We start from the raw sequence: 15,736 nt of genomic DNA on the forward strand, positions 1-15,736 counted from the left end.
AAAGGACAGGTCCCCGGCGGGGAGAGCCCGGCCGGGGACCTGTCGATCAGCTGTGACGATCAGCCTGTGCCGATCGGATTCCGTGGTCAGCCGATGGCACGGCCGAGCACGTAGACGGCCGGGGCCGCGGCGGCCAGCGGCAGGGCGACACCCGCCGTCATGTGCACGAAGCGGGACGGATAGTCGTAGCTGGCGACCCGGTGGCCGATCAGCGCGCAGACACCGGCTCCGAGGCCGAGCAGCGCGCCCTTGCTGCCGACGTCCGTCGCACCGCCGACGGCGATACCGGCTCCGGCGGCGGCGAGCAGCGCCACGACGACCGAGGCGGGCGTCGGCAGGGGCAGCGCGCGGGCGATCACGGCGACCGCGACGGCGATGCCACCCACCGTCACGGCGTCGTCCGACGCCGCGAGGTGCCCGGTCGCGATGATCGCGAGCGCGGCGGACGCGACGGTCGCCATCAGGCCCGACATCCGCTCGTCGGCGGAGGCCCGGCTGCGCAGCTGGAGGACGAGCACGAGCAGGACCCACACGCCCAGGGTGCCGAGGATCGCGGCGGGCGCGTTCTCCTTGCCGGTGGCGAGCAGCGCGATGTCGGCGACGACACCGCCCATGAAGGCGAGCGCGATGCCCTGCCTGGCGGGCCACATCCCGTTGAGCCGGAACCATCCGGCGGCGGTGACGGCCTGGAGCAGGATGAGGGGTACGAGGAGTGCGTACTGCCCGACGGCGGCCGTACCGGCGAGCAGCAGCCCGAGGACGGCGGTCAGCGCGGCGGGCTGGATCCCCGGCTCTATGACCGGCGACCGCCCTTCGGCACGGGCCCGCTGGGCGTCGGTGACGCGGGGGTTGCCGGTGGTGGTGGCGGGGCCGTAGGTGGCGGAGTCCGATGAAGCCGCTTCGGGCGCCTCGTCCGCCGTTCCGGCCGCGTAACCGGGCAAAGGCTGCGGCTGCGGCTGCGGCTGCGGCTGCGGCTGCCCGTAATTCTGCGGGGGCAGATAAGCCGTCTCCGTCACGTCCACCGCAGGTGAGGGCTGGATCGTCGTGTCCCAGGTCTGCCCTTCCCACTGCTGGGTGTACGAGGCGTCCTGGGCGTACGGCTGCTGCGGGGACGGATACTGGTACTGCTGCTGGGCGTACTGCTGATCAGAGGGGTATGCCTGCGGCTCGGCAGGCGGATAGTCCCCCCGGTAGGGGTCGTACTCCCCGTACCCCTGATATCGCGGATCGCTCATATCGCTGCTCACCCTCCTGCGAACGGCGGGAGCACCTCGACCGTGCCGCCCTCGGCCAGCCGTACCGTCTCATGCCCACGGGTACCCACGGGGTCGCCGTCGATGAGGAACGAGCATCGCCGCAGTACACGGACCAGCTCACCGGGGTGTCGCTCGCGCGCCGCGTCCAACGCCTCGGCCAGCGTCGTCGCGGCGTACGGCTCCTCCGCGACACCTGCGGCTGCTTTGGCCGCGGCCCAGTAACGAATGGTGCCGTTCACCATGGCAGCTCCTCTCCTTCGGCGGATGCCGGTCCTTCGGCGGTTGCCGACGTCCATGATGCCGTGGCCCACTCGGCGATCCGACCGAGCAGCCCATCGTCCGCCGCGTTCTCGGCGTGCCCCATGCCCTCCTCGATCCAGAGCTCGGCTCCGCCCCGCGCGGCGGCGGCCAGCATCCGGGGGTGGTCCACGGGGAAGTACGGGTCCCGGTCACCGTGCACGATCAGCAGCGGCGTTGGCGCGATGAGAGGGACGGATTCCACCGGCGAGAGCGGCACGGGGTCCCACTCGTGCGGGTGGATTCGCGTGCGCAGACCCCACCGGCCCACCACGCGTCCCGCGGGCCGCGTCACCACCCAGTGCAGCCGCCGCATCGGCGCCGTCCCCCGGTAGAACCAACGGGCCGGTGCACTCACAGCGACCACCCCGTCAACGCGCGCTTCCGTGCGCCCCCCATGCGCTGCTCCCGCGAGCGCCGCGTGCCGGAGCACCACGGAACCGCCCATCGAGAAACCCACGGTCACCACGTGCGCATGGCCGATGGACCGCGCCCACTCCACCGCGGCCGCCAGATCGAGCACCTCGCGGTCGCCGACCGTCGAGAGCCCGCCGGACGCCCCGTGGCCCCGGAAGGAGAAGGTGATCACGGCTGCGGCCTTGGCGAAGACACCGGCGGCGCGCCGCACGTGCGGCCGGTCAAGATCTCCGGTGAAGCCGTGCGCCACCACGATCACGAGGTCCGTGTCCGGGTCGGGACCGGGCTCGTACAGAGCGTCAATCAAGACTCCGTCCCGTGTACGGAGCGTTGCGCTCTGCTGAACGCGAGTGATCGGCCGCACAGAAGATCGCGCGAATTGACCTGCCGGACCGGAACTCATGTGGGCTATTCTCCTTGGCAGAGGATCCGGGCAGCGAAGCCCCCGGGTCCTTTCGTGCTTTCAGACGCGTTGTGGACACAGGTTGTGGACACAGAGCGCGCAGGAGCCCAGGGCGCGGGCTCCGGAACCACGGCAGTACGCAGTACGAAGCAGTGCCGTAAACGTCCTCGCAGGGACCGAGGAGGAACCGACGTTATGGGCGAGCGAACCGTGCACAACCGTAAGACGACCCAGGCAGGTGGGGCGCGATGAGTTCTCTGCTGCTCCTCACCAATGCCCTTCAGCCGTCGACGGAGGTGCTTCCCGCCCTCGGCCTGCTGCTGCACAACGTGCGGGTGGCCCCCGCCGAAGGCCCGGCCCTCGTCGACACCCCTGGTGCCGACGTCATCCTGATCGACGGCCGCCGTGACCTCCCGCAGGTCCGCAGCCTCTGCCAGCTCCTCCGCTCCACGGGACCCGGCTGTCCACTCGTCCTCGTCGTCACGGAGGGCGGCCTCGCGGCCGTCACCGCCGACTGGGGCATCGACGACGTACTCCTCGACACCGCGGGACCCGCCGAGGTCGAGGCACGCCTCCGCCTCGCGATGGGCCGCCAGTCGATCACCGCAGACGACTCCCCCATGGAGATCCGCAACGGCGATCTCTCCGTGGACGAGGCGACGTACAGCGCGAAGCTGAAGGGCCGGGTCCTCGACCTGACCTTCAAGGAGTTCGAGCTGCTCAAGTACCTGGCGCAGCACCCGGGGCGCGTCTTCACGCGGGCCCAGCTGCTCCAGGAGGTCTGGGGCTACGACTACTTCGGCGGCACGCGGACGGTCGACGTCCACGTACGGCGACTTCGCGCGAAGCTCGGCGTCGAGCACGAGTCGCTCATCGGCACCGTCCGGAATGTCGGCTATCGCTTCGTGACGCCCGAGAAGGTCGAACGTGCCGATGGGGGCACCTCCCTGCTCGAGCGAAGCCGAGAGCTTGGGGGAGAGGAGAAGGCCAAGGCGGCGCGGCCGCCGGCCGAGGGTGAGCACAGGGAGATCCCGAAGCGGGATGCGCCACCCGCCGTGTCCGCGCCGAAGTCCCCGCCGAAGGAAGCTGTCGTACGCCCTGCCCAGCGGTAGTTCCATCCGCGTAGACTCCGCGCGTGGCCAAGGTGACTCGGGATGACGTAGCGCGACTTGCGGGTACTTCCACCGCCGTCGTCAGCTACGTCATCAACAACGGACCTAGGCCGGTTGCCCCGGCCACGCGCGAGCGTGTACTCGCCGCGATCAAAGAGCTGGGGTATCGGCCCGACCGGGTCGCCCAGGCCATGGCGTCGCGGCGTACCGACCTCATAGGCATGATCGTGCCGGACGCGCGGCAGCCGTTCTTCGCGGAGATGACGCATGCCGTGGAGCAGGCGGCTTCCGAGCGCGGAAAAATGGTGCTCGTCGGCAACACGGACTACGTGGACGAGCGCGAGGCCCACTATCTGCGGGCGTTCCTCGGCATGCGGGTCTCCGGGCTCATCCTCGTCAGCCACGGCCTGACGGATTCGGCCGCCGCCGAGATCGACGCGTGGGACGCGCGGGTCGTGCTGCTGCACGAGCGGCCCGAGGCGATCGACGACGTCGCCGTCGTCACGGACGACCTGGGCGGCGCGCAGCTGGCCACGCGGCATCTGCTCGAACACGGGCACGAGTACGTCGCCTGCGTCGGCGGCACGGCCGAGACCCCGACCGTCGGTGACCCCGTCTCCGACCACGTCGAGGGGTGGCGGCGGGCCATGCGGGAGGCGGGGCGTTCGGTGGAGGGGCGGCTCTTCGAGGCTCCGTACAACCGGTACGACGCGTATCAGATGGCGCTGGAGCTGCTTGCCCGGCCGGATCGGCCGACGGCGATCTTCTGCTCGACCGACGACCAGGCGATCGGCATCCTCCGGGCTGCGCGGGAGCTTCGGATCGATGTGCCGGGTCAGCTTGCCGTGGCCGGCTTCGACGACGTGAAGGAAGCGGGCCTGACCGACCCGCCGCTGACGACGGTGGCGTCGGACCGCCCCGCGATGGCGCGCGCCGCGGTAGACCTGGTCCTGGACGACGGCCTCCGGGTCGCCGGGTCCCGCCGGGAGCGCCTGAAGCTGTTCCCTTCACGCCTGGTAATCCGCCAGTCCTGCGGCTGCAACTGAACCTCGGCCTCATCCGCCCCCTGCGGCTTCGGGCTGTGCCCACCCGTTCCGCCCTGCGGAACGCCTGCCCACAGCAGGGGACGGCCCCCCGCCCCCCACCCACAGCGGAGCGCTCCGGCAGGGGTGGGCAGCTGCGGGGTAATCGGGTGGGTGGGTGGGAAAAATCCGCCGCGAAGCGGCGGCCTAGTACCGCTACCCCAAGCGGGAGCCGGCCGCTTTATATGGGGCATACGAGGTTCTACCGGTGTTCTCAGGGCGCACTCAGCCGCCTCTCATGAACACCCCGCAGCCTGGATTCCATGACAAACAGCGGCGAGTACCCCCAGCAGCAGTCGTCAGCGCCTGTTCACCATGGCGGTACGCAGGGCGCGTACCCGCCCCCGCCCGCTTTCGCGCCGGAAGCACCGGCACAGGCACAGGCACCGGAAGAGCCCCCGAAGCCCTCGCGGCGGCGGGCCAGGGGCCCGCTGGCCCTGCTCGCCGCCGTGGCCATCGCGGCAGCGGCAGTCGGCGGCGGAACCGCGTACGCCTTCCAGGAGCTGACCGGCAAGGACGGCACGTCGAGCAGCGCCACCAACACGAACGTCGTACCCACCAGCCAGAAGGGCACCGTCTCCGGCGTCGCCCAGGCGGTGAGCCCCAGCATCGTGGAGATCAGCGCGAAGTCCAGCTCGGGCGAGGCCACGGGATCCGGCGTGATCATCTCGGAGGACGGCGAGATCATCACCAACAACCACGTGATCTCCGGCGCCTCGTCGGTCAAGGTGACGACGAACGACGGGAAGTCGTACGACGCGAAGGTCGTCGGCACCGACAGCAAGAAGGACCTGGCGCTGATCGAGGTCGAGGGCGCGTCCGGGCTCAAGCCCGCGAGCCTCGGCAACTCCGACAACGTCAAGATCGGCGACGACGTCGTGGCGATCGGCTCCCCCGAGGGCCTGACCGGCACCGTCACCAGCGGCATCATCTCCGCCCTCGACCGCGACGTCACCGTCTCGACGGACGAGGGCCAGGGGCAGCAGCAACAGCAGGGCGGTGGCGGCTGGCCGTTCGAGTACGGCGGCGAGCAGTTCAACGGCGACACCGGCTCGTCGAAGACCACGTACAAGGCCCTGCAGACCGACGCCTCGCTCAACCCGGGGAACTCCGGCGGCGCCCTCATCGACATGAACGGCAACATCATCGGCATCAACTCCGCGATGTACTCGCCCAGTTCGTCGCAGGCCGGGGCCCAGTCGGGGTCCGGCAGCGTCGGCCTCGGCTTCGCCATCCCGATCAACACGGTCAAGGCCGACCTCGACACCCTGCGGGCCGGCTCGACCAACTGACCCCGAACGATCCCCCTGGAGGCCCCCATGCCCGGACCGACCATCACCGTCAACCGCGCCCGGCACGCCCTCGCCGTCACCATCGGCTGGGGCAGCCTGCCCGACACCGACCCGGCGGGGCTCGGCCTCCCCCTCGCCGTGGCCGGGGCACTGCACGGCGCCACCGCGGCCCGCGCCCCGGAAGTGGCCACACCCCAGGCACCGTCCCGGCCCGCCGCACGCCGCAAGCCCCGCGCGCGCGTGCGAGGCTGATATCGGCCCCGTCCACCACCCCGTACCCGAGGAAGTACCAAGCCGATGAGCCCCGCCGAAGGCGACCGCGAACAGCTGCGCATCCTGATCGTCGACGACGAGCCCGCCGTGCGGGAGGCGCTGCAACGCAGTCTCGCCTTCGAGGGGTACGGCACGGAGGTCGCCGTCGACGGCGCCGACGCGCTGGAGAAGGCCGCCGCCTACCGCCCCGACCTCGTGGTCCTCGACATCCAGATGCCCCGCATGGACGGTCTCACCGCCGCGCGCCGGCTCCGCGCGACGGGCTCCGTGACGCCCATCCTGATGCTCACCGCGCGCGACACCGTGGGCGATCGCGTCACGGGGCTCGACGCGGGCGCCGACGACTACCTGGTCAAGCCGTTCGAGCTGGACGAGCTCTTCGCCCGCATCCGGGCGCTCCTGCGCCGCAGCTCGTACGCCGCCGCCGCGGGCCAGGCCGAGGAGGGCGACACGCTCGCCTTCGCCGACCTGCGGATGGACCTCGCGACGCGGGAGGTCACGCGGGGGGCCAGGACCGTGGAACTGACCCGCACGGAATTCACCCTGCTCGAGATGTTCCTCGCGCATCCGCGGCAGGTCCTTACGCGGGAGCAGATCCTGAAGGCGGTCTGGGGCTTCGACTTCGAGCCGTCCTCCAACTCCCTCGACGTGTACGTGATGTACCTGCGCCGCAAGACCGAGGCGGGGGGCGAGCCTCGCCTCGTTCATACGGTGCGGGGTGTGGGGTACGTGTTGCGGCCGGGTACCGGCGGCGCCGAGTGAAGAGGCTGACCAGGCGCTTCCGGGCGCTTCCGCTCCGGTCACGCCTCGCCATGCTGGTGGCCACAGCGGTGGCGCTGGCGGTCGCGGCCGCCGCGGCCGTGTGCTGGTTCGTGGTGCGGACCGCGCTGATCAACTCACTGGACGAGGCGCTCAGTTCCAACCGCGTCCCCGATCAGCTGGTGCTCAGCCTGATCGACGGGAGCGGGCAGTGCCGCCATGCGTCGGTCATCAGCAACCAGGAGAACGATCCGAACCCGTTCAAGTCGACGGTCCAGGTCGTCGACCGCAAGGGCAACAGCTGCGTCATCTCCGGCAAGCAGTCCATCGAGGTCGCCCCCGGGGACATCGATGTCGCCGACCGCACGTCCCCCCAGGCCATCCACACCGCCACGGCATCGAACGGCGCCAAGTACCGCGTCCTCACCTACCCCCTGGAGGGGCAGCCCCTCGCGGTCTCCGTGGCCCGGCCCCTGAGCGAGGTCGACGACACCCTGGGCAATCTCGTCCTGGTCCTCATCCTCGTGGCCGGAATCGGCGTACTGGGCGCGGGCGCAGCCGGCCTATGGGTGGCCCGCACCGGCCTCCGCCCCGTCGACGAGCTGACCGCGGCCGTCGAGCACGTCGCCCGCACCGAAGACCTTGATCTCCGCATCCCCGTCGACGGAGACGACGAGATCGCCCGCCTCTCGCGCTCCTTCAACTCCATGACCGCATCGCTCGCCTCGTCCCGCGACCTCCAGCAGCAGCTCATCGCCGACGCCGGTCACGAGCTGCGCACCCCCCTCACCTCGCTCCGTACGAACATCGAGCTGCTCGCCCGCAGCGAGGAGACCGGACGCGCCATCCCGCCCGACGACCGCAAGGCCCTGCTCGCCTCCGTCACGGCGCAGATGACCGAACTGGCCGCGCTGATCGGGGACTTGCAGGAGCTGTCGCGCACGGACAGCGGGCAGGGCGGAAAGGTGCAGGTCATCGCCCTGCACGAGGTCGTGGATGCTGCCCTGGAGCGGGCCCGCCTGCGCGGGCCCGAGCTGACCTTCGAGGCGGACCTCGCCCCCTGGTACGTACGCGCCGAGCCCCCGGCCCTTGAGCGGGCCATCGTGAACATCCTGGACAACGCGGTGAAGTTCGGGCCCCCCGGGTCCACCGTCGAGGTGGCTTTGAAGGGCGGCGCGCTGACCGTCCGCGATCACGGCCCCGGCATCCCCACCGACGAACTCCCGCACGTCTTCGACCGGTTCTGGCGTTCCCCGTCGGCCCGCAGCCTCCCCGGATCGGGCCTCGGCCTCTCCATCGTGGCCCGCACCGTGCACCAGTCCGGCGGCCAGGTGGCGCTGCGGCCCGCCGAGGGCGGCGGGACGGTGGCGACGGTCAGCCTGCCGGGAGCGCCCACCCCGCCCCCGGCCACGACGTGACCTACTTGCCGATGCCGAGCCCCGTCCCGGTGAGCCGCACCCGGATCCCGTCCTTCTGTACGCTCACGTCCTGCAGCCACACGTTCCCCTCGCCCGGCAGCTTCGGCAGCTGGAAGGCGAGCGTGAGGCGGTCGGCGAGCACGGGGCGGGTGAGCTGGGAGAGGCCCTTGAGGAGCGCCGGGTCAAGGCCCAGCTTCTTCAGGAGCTCGGGGTGGCCCATCGCGACGTCGATGAGGTTCAGGCCCATCACGTCGTTGATGAAGCGCGGCGATCCGACGAGGCCGTGGAGCTTGGTGTCGCTCTTCAGGGCGCCGCTGACCACCGAGTCGGAGACCCCGAGCCGCTTGACGATCGACGGGACGGAGAGCAGCGCCTTCGCCTTGGCGGTCTCCTCGGCGAGGCGGTCCGCGGACTTCTTGCTGAGGTGCAGGCCCTCGGACTCGCGGGTGCCGGGCCGGTAGGTCGCCAGGTCGCCGATCTGGAGGCTCATCCTGCCGATGTCGGTGGAGATGCCGCGGTCGCCGTTGCGCTGGATGCGGGCGTCGGCGCGCAGCTTCAGGTCGTGGCCCGCGACGGGCAGTGTGCCGCGCGCGAGGACCTGGTCGCTGCCGTGGCCGGTGAACGTGACCTGGGACGCGCCCAGTTCACGGTTCAGGTCGTCGAAGGAGAGCAGCACCTCGCCCTTCATCTCGCGGATGAGGGCGCCCTTGATGTCGGTGGGCCCGTCGCCGGTGATCGTCACGTCCTCGGCGGTGGCGGAGACCTGGGCGAGCGAGATCCGGTCGGCCGCGACGTCGGGGACGGTGACCTTGACCTTGTCGACGCGCTTGTCGAGGACCTGGGTCAGGAAGGGGAAGCCCTCGATGTCGACCTCGGGCGCGGCGCTCAGGTGCATGGAGTCCTTGAGCTTCTCCGCGGCCTCGTGCTCGGCGTAGAGCAGGGCCCAGCGGTCACCGAGCGCGAGGAAGGCCGCGAGGACCAGGAGGGCGACGACGGCCTTGCCTGCGAGCGGGAGCCCGGCGAACCGGTTGCGGCGGCGACGGTTGCCGCGGCGGTGGTTCGGCGGCTGCCAGGGAGCGTCGGCCTTGCCGGCCTCGGCTGCGTTGTCGTCGTCGTCCGTCTCGCGGAGGAAGTCCTCCAGCGGGTTCGGCCCCGCGAGGGCGCCGAGCTCGTCGTACGGATTGAGCGGAGCGGTGGTCTCTACCGCCTCGTCAGGTGCTTCTGGGGGAACCGATTCGGCGTGCCAACCATCAGACGGATAGGCCTGGTTGTGATCGGGCGGAAGCGTGGCTATGCGGTGGGGGGAACGCATCAGCTGATTTCACCATACGTTCACACCCCACCCCAAGCCTTACGCCCAGTAACAACCGATTTAGGTCACCTTCTGAGCGCGTCTGTTAACGCGCCATTCACTTCGCGAGCCACTTCGCGAGTCACTTCACGATGGTGATCCTGTCCGCCTTGGGCGGCGCGATCGGCTTGTCCGCCGAGGAGTTGGCGGTCAGGTAGTCGTTGAACGCCTTCAGGTCATCGCTGCCGACCAGCGGCTTCGTGCCCTTGCCGAGCTCGGCGAAGCCGTCGCCGCCGCCCGCGAGGAAGGAGTTCATCGCCACACGGTACGTGGTGGCCGGATCGATCGCCTTGCCGCCCAGCTTGACCGAGTCCGTCACGACACGATCAGCGCCGGACTTCGTCATGTCGAGCGTGTACGTCAGGCCGTCCGAGATCTGCAGAATCTTCGGAGATGCCTCGTTCGACCCGCTCACCTGCTGCTTGAGCCCGGTGATCAGCTGCGCGCCGGTCAGGTCGACGAGATTGACCGTGTTGCTGAACGGCTGCACGGTGAAGCCCTCGCCGTACGTCACGACCCCGTCACCCTCGCTCCCGCTCGCCTTGTGGACGAGGTCGGAGCGGATGCCGCCCGGGTTCATCAGCGCCAGGTCCGTCTCCGGGTCGAGGGACTTGCCGTGCGCGAGCTGCGCGTCCGCGATCAGGTCGCCGAGCGGCGCCTCGGGGGCCCCGGCGCCACGGCCCGGGATGTCGGCGGAGATGTAGCCGATCGGCTTGTTGGCGACCGGGGCGGCCAGCTTGTCCCAGCGCCCGATGAGCGAGGTCATGTCCTTGGCCTTGGGCTGCTCACGGCTGACGACGTGGTTCGCCGACTTCACCGACGTACGGACGATGTCCTTCGTCTTCCGGTCGTACGTGAGCGTCGTGTCCGTGTAGAGCTTCCCGTAGGAGGAGGCGGACGTGACCATGCGGGGCTTGCCCGCGGGGTCCGGGATGGTGCAGACGTACGCGGAGTGCGTGTGCCCGGTGACCAGCGCGTCGACCTTGGGCGTGATGCCCTTGGCGATGGTGGTGATCGGCCCCGAGATGCCGTCACCCGCGCCCGGGGAGTCGCAGTCGTAGTTGTAGCTCTGCGACGCGGGGGAGCCGCCCTCGTGGAGGAGCGTGACGATCGACTTCACGCCCTGCTTGTCGAGGATCTTGGCGTACTTGTTGACCGTCTCGATCTCGTCGTGGAACTTCAGCCCCTTGATGCCCTCGGCGGAGACGATGTCGGGCGTGCCCTCCAGGGTCACGCCGATGAAGCCGACCTTGACGCCCTTGTTCTTCCACACCCAGTACGGCTTGAGGATGGGCTTGTCTGTCTTCTCGTCGGTCACGTTGGCCGCGAGGTAGGGGTAGTCGGCCCCCTGGAACTTCTTGCCCTTCTCGAAGCAGCCGTCCTTGGGGTGGCAGCCGCCGTTCTGTATGCGGGCCAGCTCCTTGGCACCCTCGTCGAACTCGTGGTTCCCGACGCTGGTGACGTCGAGGTCGAGCTTGTTCATCGCCTCGACCGTCGGCTCGTCGTGGAACAGGCCGGACAGGAGCGGGCTCGCGCCTATCAGGTCACCGGCGGCCGCCGTGACGCTGTAGGGGTTGCCCTTGCGGGCCGTACGGAGCGACGTGGCGAGGTACTCGGCACCGCCCGCGTCGATCTTCTTCTCGGTCCCGTCGGGCTGCTTCTCCGTCACCTGGCCCGACGATCCGGCCGGCGGCTGCAGATTGCCGTGGAAGTCGTTGAAGGACAGCAACTGCACGTCGACGGTGCGCTTCTTGCCCGCCGCACCGGTGTGGTCCTGCCCGGCGCTCGCGGGAAGCGCGGCGGCCAGCGCACCGAGCGTGGCGAGACCGGCCGCGGCGGCGAGCACACGGGTGGCGCGGCGTCTGGGCCGACGTGGCTGAGGAGTGGCTGACACGTGTCCCCCTGGGAGAGGTATAAGGCGACTGAGGGTGTGAAACTCGTGCGCAGCCTAAGGTCAACGCGCGTAGCGCGACAGGGGGTTACGGGTTACGAGGTGGTTGCCGTCGGGGGCCACGACGGGAGCGTTGCGGACACTTCGGACAAGCGTGACGGCGTACGGGGGTGAAGTCGGCCGGGTGCGCCGACAAGGGCGCGTACGCCGTCACGCACTCCCCAGCGGACCGCGTCGCGCACTCCCCCGCGGACCGCGTCGTACACCTCCCCGCGGACCGCGAGCACGTCGGTGATCTGCTCCTGGACCGGCCGCCGCCGTACCCTCGACTCCATGACTGACGAGCAGCAGCCTCCCGCCACCCTGCGGCAGATCGACACCGTCGCCGCCCTCACATCCGACCAGGCCGACGCCGTGCTCGGGCTCATCGCGGAAGCGGCCCGCGCGGACGGCCAGCAGGCCGTGTCCGAGCAGGGGCGGCTGCAGCTGCGGGGAGGTGCGCGGACGGGAGTGCGGCATCTCCTGCTCAGCCTCGGTGACGAGCTCGTCGGGTACGCGCAGCTGGAGGACACCGACCCCATCGAGGCGCCCGCCGCCGAGCTCGTCGTGCACCCCGCGCACCGCGGCCGCGGGCACGGCAGGGCGCTCGGCACCGCGCTGCTCGCCGAGTCGGGCCGGCGGCTGCGGATCTGGGCGCACGGCGGGCACTCGGCCGCGCGGCACCTGGCCCAGGTGCTCGGGCTGACCCTCTTCCGTGAACTGCGCCAGATGCGGCGTTCGTTGGGCGATCTGAACCTGCCCGAGCCCGTACTCCCCGAGGGCGTCTCCGTGCGCGCCTTCGTCCCCGGCGACGACGACGCGGCCTGGCTCGCGGTGAACGCCGACGCCTTCGCCCACCACCCCGAGCAGGGCTCCCTCACCCAGCGCGACCTGGACGACCGCAAGGCCGAGCCGTGGTTCGACCCGCAGGGCTTCTTCCTGGCCGAGAAGGACGGCGAACTGGTCGGCTTCCACTGGACCAAGGTGCACGCGGACGAGGGCCTCGGCGAGGTGTACGTCCTCGGGGTGCGGCCCGGCGCGCAGGGCGGCGGCCTCGGCAAGGCGCTGACGACCATCGGCCTCGACCACCTGGCGGCGGCGGGCCTGCCGACCGCGATGCTGTACGTGGACGCGGACAACAAGGCGGCGGTGAGCGTCTACGAACGGCTCGGGTTCGTCACGCACGAGACGGATCTGATGTACCGGACGGAGTCTTAAGCCCCTTAAGGGGCGCGGGGCTGTGATATGACCGGCTCCGCCGGGGGGCGCGATCAACCACGACGCACCCGCAGCCATACAAGTCCGGGCGGATGGCAGGAAGGCGCGGCCTTCCTGCCATCCGGTCACGCTACTTCGGGGCCACCGGCTCCAGGCACATCTCGAACTGCACCCGCCCGCGCCGGGTCTCCTGGTACTGGGACTGGCCCGGCTTGCACTCGCTCTCGAACTTGCTCGCGACCTTGTACTCGGCCTTGGCGCTCGAACAGCCGATGACCTCCATGTCGGGGCTGCCGTCGGACCCCTTGTTCTGTACGCAGTCGCCGACCTCGGCGACCGCGGGTGCCTTGGCGGCCTCGCTGCCGGGGCCTGTGGTGTTGCCCCGGCTGCTGTACCACCAGACACCGGCGACGACGGCGGCGATGAGCAGCGTCACCACCTTCATCAGGGGTGACAGGCGGCTGAAGGATGAATTGGACAAGGTAAGTCCCCCGACTTTCCATGCGTGTTCACGTCAAGACTGAGCGGCAGACGCTACAAGATCGCCTGCCCCTTGACGAAACCAGCCCCTTGCACCACCCTTTCACTACTCAATTAGTGAAAGGGTGGTGCAAGGGGCATGGTCGAGTTCCGTATCGACCGGCGCAGCGGCGTCGCCACCTATCTCCAGATCGTCCAGCAGACCCAACAGGCCCTGCGCCTGGGCCTGTTGGAACCGGGCGACAAGCTGCCCACGGCCCGTGAGGTCGTGGAGGCGACGGCCATCAACCCGAACACGGTCCTGAAGGCCTACCGCGAACTGGAACGCGAGGGCCTGGTCGAGGCGCGGCGCGGGCTCGGCACCTTCGTGCGGAAGACGCTGGGCTCCACGCCCACCGACTCCCCGCTGCGGGGCGAGCTGAGCCAGTGGGCCGCCCGTGCCCGTGCGTCCGGCCTGGAGAGGGACGACGTGGCGGCGCTGTTCAGCGCCGTACTCGAAGAGCAGTTCACGCAGTCCGAGCAGAACGTGACCAAGGGGGGCTCCGCATGACCGACACCGCCATCGAGGCGGCCGCGCTGGCCAAGAGTTACGGGAGGCGGGGCCACGCCCTGCGCGACTGTTCCTTCCGGCTGCCCGCCGGGAGGATATGCGCGGTCGTCGGGCCCAACGGCGCGGGCAAGTCGACGCTGCTCACCCTGACCGCCGGTCTTGTCCGCCCGACCGGGGGCAGCGTCACCGTGCTCGGCACCACCCCGGCCGCCGCGCGCGAACGCATCGCGTACGTCGCCCAGGACAAGCCTCTCTATCCGCAGCTCAGCATCGCCGACACCCTGCGGCTGGGCGCCGAGCTGAACCCCGGGCGCTGGGACGCGGGGCTCACCGAACGCGTCGTACGGGAAGGGGGGTTGGACCCGAAGGCACGCGTGCGCACGCTCTCCGGCGGCCAGCGCACCCGCGTCGCGCTGGCCCTCGCGCTCGGCAAGCGGGCCGAACTCCTGCTCCTGGACGAGCCCATGGCCGACCTCGACCCGCTCGCGCGGCATCAGCTGATGGGAACGCTGATGGCCGAGGCCGCCGAGCACGGCACCACCGTGGTGATGTCCTCGCACATCGTCGGTGAACTGGCGGAGTCCTGCGACCACTTGCTCCTGGTCTCCGGCGGCCGGGTCCGGCTCGGCGGCGGCATCGACGACCTCGTCTCCGCCCACGCCCTGGTCACCGGGCGCCGGCCCGCCGAAGAACTCGCCCCGCACACGGTCGTCGAGTCCCGCGCCACGGGGCGCGGCCTGACCGCGCTGATCCGCCCGGAGGGCCGCCCGGTCGGCGACGGCTGGGACGTCGAAGAACCTTCCCTGGAGGAACTGTTGCTGGCCCACCTGCGCTCACCCGAGGCACCGGCTTTGCTGACGCCGAGCACGGCGCCCGCCGCTGACCGCGAGGTGACGGTATGAGCTCGCCTCTCCTGCGCGGTCCGCGCTGGGCGGACGTCCGGCTGCACCGCACCGCGCTGTGGACCGTGGGTGGCCTCGTCCTCCTGGCGGCGGTGGTGACGGGTTACCTGCGGTGGGCGGCCTCGGCCTACCCGGTGCCGACCACCGACTGCTACGGCCCCTGCGAGGACACCTTCCTCGGGTTCTCCAGCGCCATGGACCTGCTCTCCAGCACCATGGAAAAGGGGGCCGTGGCCCTGCTGCTCCTGCCCGTGCTGATCGGTGCCTTCGTCGCAGGCCCGATGATCGGCCGCGAGATGGAGTCCGGGGCGTACAAGCTGGCCTGGACCCAGTCGGTCTCCCCCGCGCGCTGGCTCGCGTCGAAGCTGACAACGGCCGCCGCGCTGACCGTGGGCGGCGCGCTCGTGCTCATGGCCGTCTTCCAGCTCGGCGCCTGGAACCTCCTGGGCCGCTGGAACCTCTCCTGGACCGACCGGGGCGTGTACGAGGCGATCGGTCCCGTGCTCATCGCGTACTGCCTGCTCGCCGTGGCCGTCGGCGCGCTCGCCGGACTGCTCCTGCGGCGCACACTGCTCGGCATGTCCGTCACCGGAGTCGTCACCGGCGGCGTTCTCCTCGCCCTGGGCAGTGTGCGCTGGCACCTGTTCCCGGTGGCCACGGTCTCGGGGCCCGCCTCGGGCAGGAGCACGGGCTACACGATGCATGACGTCCCCGTGGACTCGCTCATCATGGACATGGGGGTCCACAACGCCGCCGGTGAACGGTTCGTGGCCGGACAGTGCTCCCCCGAGCAGATGGCCGCCTTCCCTTGCCCGTCCGACACCCGCATCACCGGCTGGTACGCCGACATCCACCCCCATTCCCACTTCTGGTACGTCCAGTTGATCGAGACCGGCATCATCCTGGCCCTCACCGCCGCAGCCGCGTACGCCGCGTTCCGGGTGCTGCGGCGCCGGACCGCCTGATTCCGCAGGGCCCCCGGACACGTAGACGCCC

General features: G+C 70.5%; 17 protein-coding genes. 11 read left to right on the plus strand and 6 right to left on the minus strand.

Annotated features, from left to right (window positions below):
- Window positions 1-86 precede the first annotated feature (86 nt).
- The 3 genes from E5671_RS23040 to E5671_RS23050 are packed head-to-tail and all read right to left on the minus strand — an operon-like array spanning window position 87 to window position 2,373.
- The gene (locus tag E5671_RS23040; protein WP_202121226.1) at window positions 87-1,235 is read right to left on the minus strand and encodes a hypothetical protein; all 1,149 of its coding nucleotides are present in this window, start codon (window positions 1,233-1,235) and stop codon (window positions 87-89) included.
- Window positions 1,236-1,243: 8 nt separating this feature from the next.
- On the minus strand, window positions 1,244-1,498 hold the full coding sequence (locus tag E5671_RS23045) for a MoaD/ThiS family protein (RefSeq protein ID WP_160505846.1): 255 nt from the start codon (window positions 1,496-1,498) through the stop codon (window positions 1,244-1,246).
- Entirely contained in the window at window positions 1,492-2,373 is an 882-nt protein-coding gene (locus tag E5671_RS23050) for an alpha/beta hydrolase (protein WP_160505847.1), read from the minus strand. The genes E5671_RS23045 and E5671_RS23050 overlap by 7 nt, the downstream gene beginning before the upstream one ends.
- Before the next feature lie 248 nt (window positions 2,374-2,621).
- Here E5671_RS23050 and E5671_RS23055 point away from each other — a divergent pair, with 248 nt between their 5' ends.
- From E5671_RS23055 to E5671_RS23075, 6 genes are all read left to right on the plus strand, one after another.
- Window positions 2,622-3,485, plus strand: a complete 864-nt coding sequence (locus E5671_RS23055; RefSeq protein ID WP_237330223.1) for a response regulator transcription factor — start codon at window positions 2,622-2,624, stop codon at window positions 3,483-3,485.
- Between the two features lie 23 nt (window positions 3,486-3,508).
- Entirely contained in the window at window positions 3,509-4,531 is a 1,023-nt protein-coding gene (locus E5671_RS23060) for a substrate-binding domain-containing protein (protein WP_160505848.1), read from the plus strand.
- A gap of 299 nt (window positions 4,532-4,830) precedes the next feature.
- Window positions 4,831-5,859 carry a S1C family serine protease gene (locus tag E5671_RS23065; protein ID WP_160505849.1) on the plus strand — a complete coding sequence of 343 codons (1,029 nt, stop codon included), beginning with the start codon at window positions 4,831-4,833 and terminating at the stop codon, window positions 5,857-5,859.
- A 27-nt stretch (window positions 5,860-5,886) separates the two neighbouring features.
- Window positions 5,887-6,111 carry a hypothetical protein gene (locus E5671_RS45445; RefSeq protein ID WP_202122787.1) on the plus strand — a complete coding sequence of 75 codons (225 nt, stop codon included), beginning with the start codon at window positions 5,887-5,889 and terminating at the stop codon, window positions 6,109-6,111.
- A gap of 45 nt (window positions 6,112-6,156) precedes the next feature.
- On the plus strand, window positions 6,157-6,894 hold the full coding sequence (locus E5671_RS23070; protein ID WP_160505850.1) for a response regulator transcription factor: 738 nt from the start codon (window positions 6,157-6,159) through the stop codon (window positions 6,892-6,894).
- Window positions 6,891-8,309 (plus strand): sensor histidine kinase, encoded by a 1,419-nt coding sequence (locus E5671_RS23075; protein WP_336605821.1) that lies wholly within the window; start codon window positions 6,891-6,893, stop codon window positions 8,307-8,309. The genes E5671_RS23070 and E5671_RS23075 overlap by 4 nt, the downstream gene beginning before the upstream one ends.
- A gap of 1 nt (window position 8,310) precedes the next feature.
- Here E5671_RS23075 and E5671_RS23080 read toward each other — a convergent pair whose 3' ends face one another.
- A complete protein-coding gene (locus tag E5671_RS23080) occupies window positions 8,311-9,621 on the minus strand; it encodes an LmeA family phospholipid-binding protein (RefSeq protein ID WP_160505852.1) in 1,311 nt (436 codons plus the stop codon).
- A 121-nt stretch (window positions 9,622-9,742) separates the two neighbouring features.
- Window positions 9,743-11,554: a 5'-nucleotidase C-terminal domain-containing protein gene (locus E5671_RS23085; protein WP_160505853.1), complete on the minus strand. Its 1,812-nt coding sequence runs from the start codon at window positions 11,552-11,554 to the stop codon at window positions 9,743-9,745.
- A gap of 167 nt (window positions 11,555-11,721) precedes the next feature.
- On the opposite strand from E5671_RS23085, the gene E5671_RS23090 reads away from it, so the two are divergent.
- Window positions 11,722-11,892: a hypothetical protein gene (locus tag E5671_RS23090; protein WP_160505854.1), complete on the plus strand. Its 171-nt coding sequence runs from the start codon at window positions 11,722-11,724 to the stop codon at window positions 11,890-11,892.
- A complete protein-coding gene (gene mshD, locus E5671_RS23095; RefSeq protein ID WP_160505855.1) occupies window positions 11,885-12,808 on the plus strand; it encodes a mycothiol synthase in 924 nt (307 codons plus the stop codon). Before E5671_RS23090 ends, mshD begins: the two co-directional genes overlap by 8 nt.
- A gap of 130 nt (window positions 12,809-12,938) precedes the next feature.
- Here the strand turns inward: mshD and E5671_RS23100 are convergent, their stop codons facing one another.
- Window positions 12,939-13,289 carry an LppU/SCO3897 family protein gene (locus E5671_RS23100; protein WP_160505856.1) on the minus strand — a complete coding sequence of 117 codons (351 nt, stop codon included), beginning with the start codon at window positions 13,287-13,289 and terminating at the stop codon, window positions 12,939-12,941.
- Between the two features lie 138 nt (window positions 13,290-13,427).
- On the opposite strand from E5671_RS23100, the gene E5671_RS23105 reads away from it, so the two are divergent.
- The 3 genes from E5671_RS23105 to E5671_RS23115 are packed head-to-tail and all read left to right on the plus strand — an operon-like array spanning window position 13,428 to window position 15,705.
- Entirely contained in the window at window positions 13,428-13,838 is a 411-nt protein-coding gene (locus E5671_RS23105) for a GntR family transcriptional regulator (RefSeq protein ID WP_160505857.1), read from the plus strand.
- Window positions 13,835-14,740 carry an ABC transporter ATP-binding protein gene (locus E5671_RS23110; RefSeq protein ID WP_160505858.1) on the plus strand — a complete coding sequence of 302 codons (906 nt, stop codon included), beginning with the start codon at window positions 13,835-13,837 and terminating at the stop codon, window positions 14,738-14,740. The genes E5671_RS23105 and E5671_RS23110 overlap by 4 nt, the downstream gene beginning before the upstream one ends.
- Window positions 14,737-15,705: an ABC transporter permease gene (locus tag E5671_RS23115; protein ID WP_160505859.1), complete on the plus strand. Its 969-nt coding sequence runs from the start codon at window positions 14,737-14,739 to the stop codon at window positions 15,703-15,705. The genes E5671_RS23110 and E5671_RS23115 overlap by 4 nt, the downstream gene beginning before the upstream one ends.
- The last annotated feature ends 31 nt before the right edge of the window (window positions 15,706-15,736 follow it).

The organism is Streptomyces sp. BA2 (assembly GCF_009769735.1).
Classification (GTDB): Bacteria; Actinomycetota; Actinomycetes; order Streptomycetales; family Streptomycetaceae; genus Streptomyces.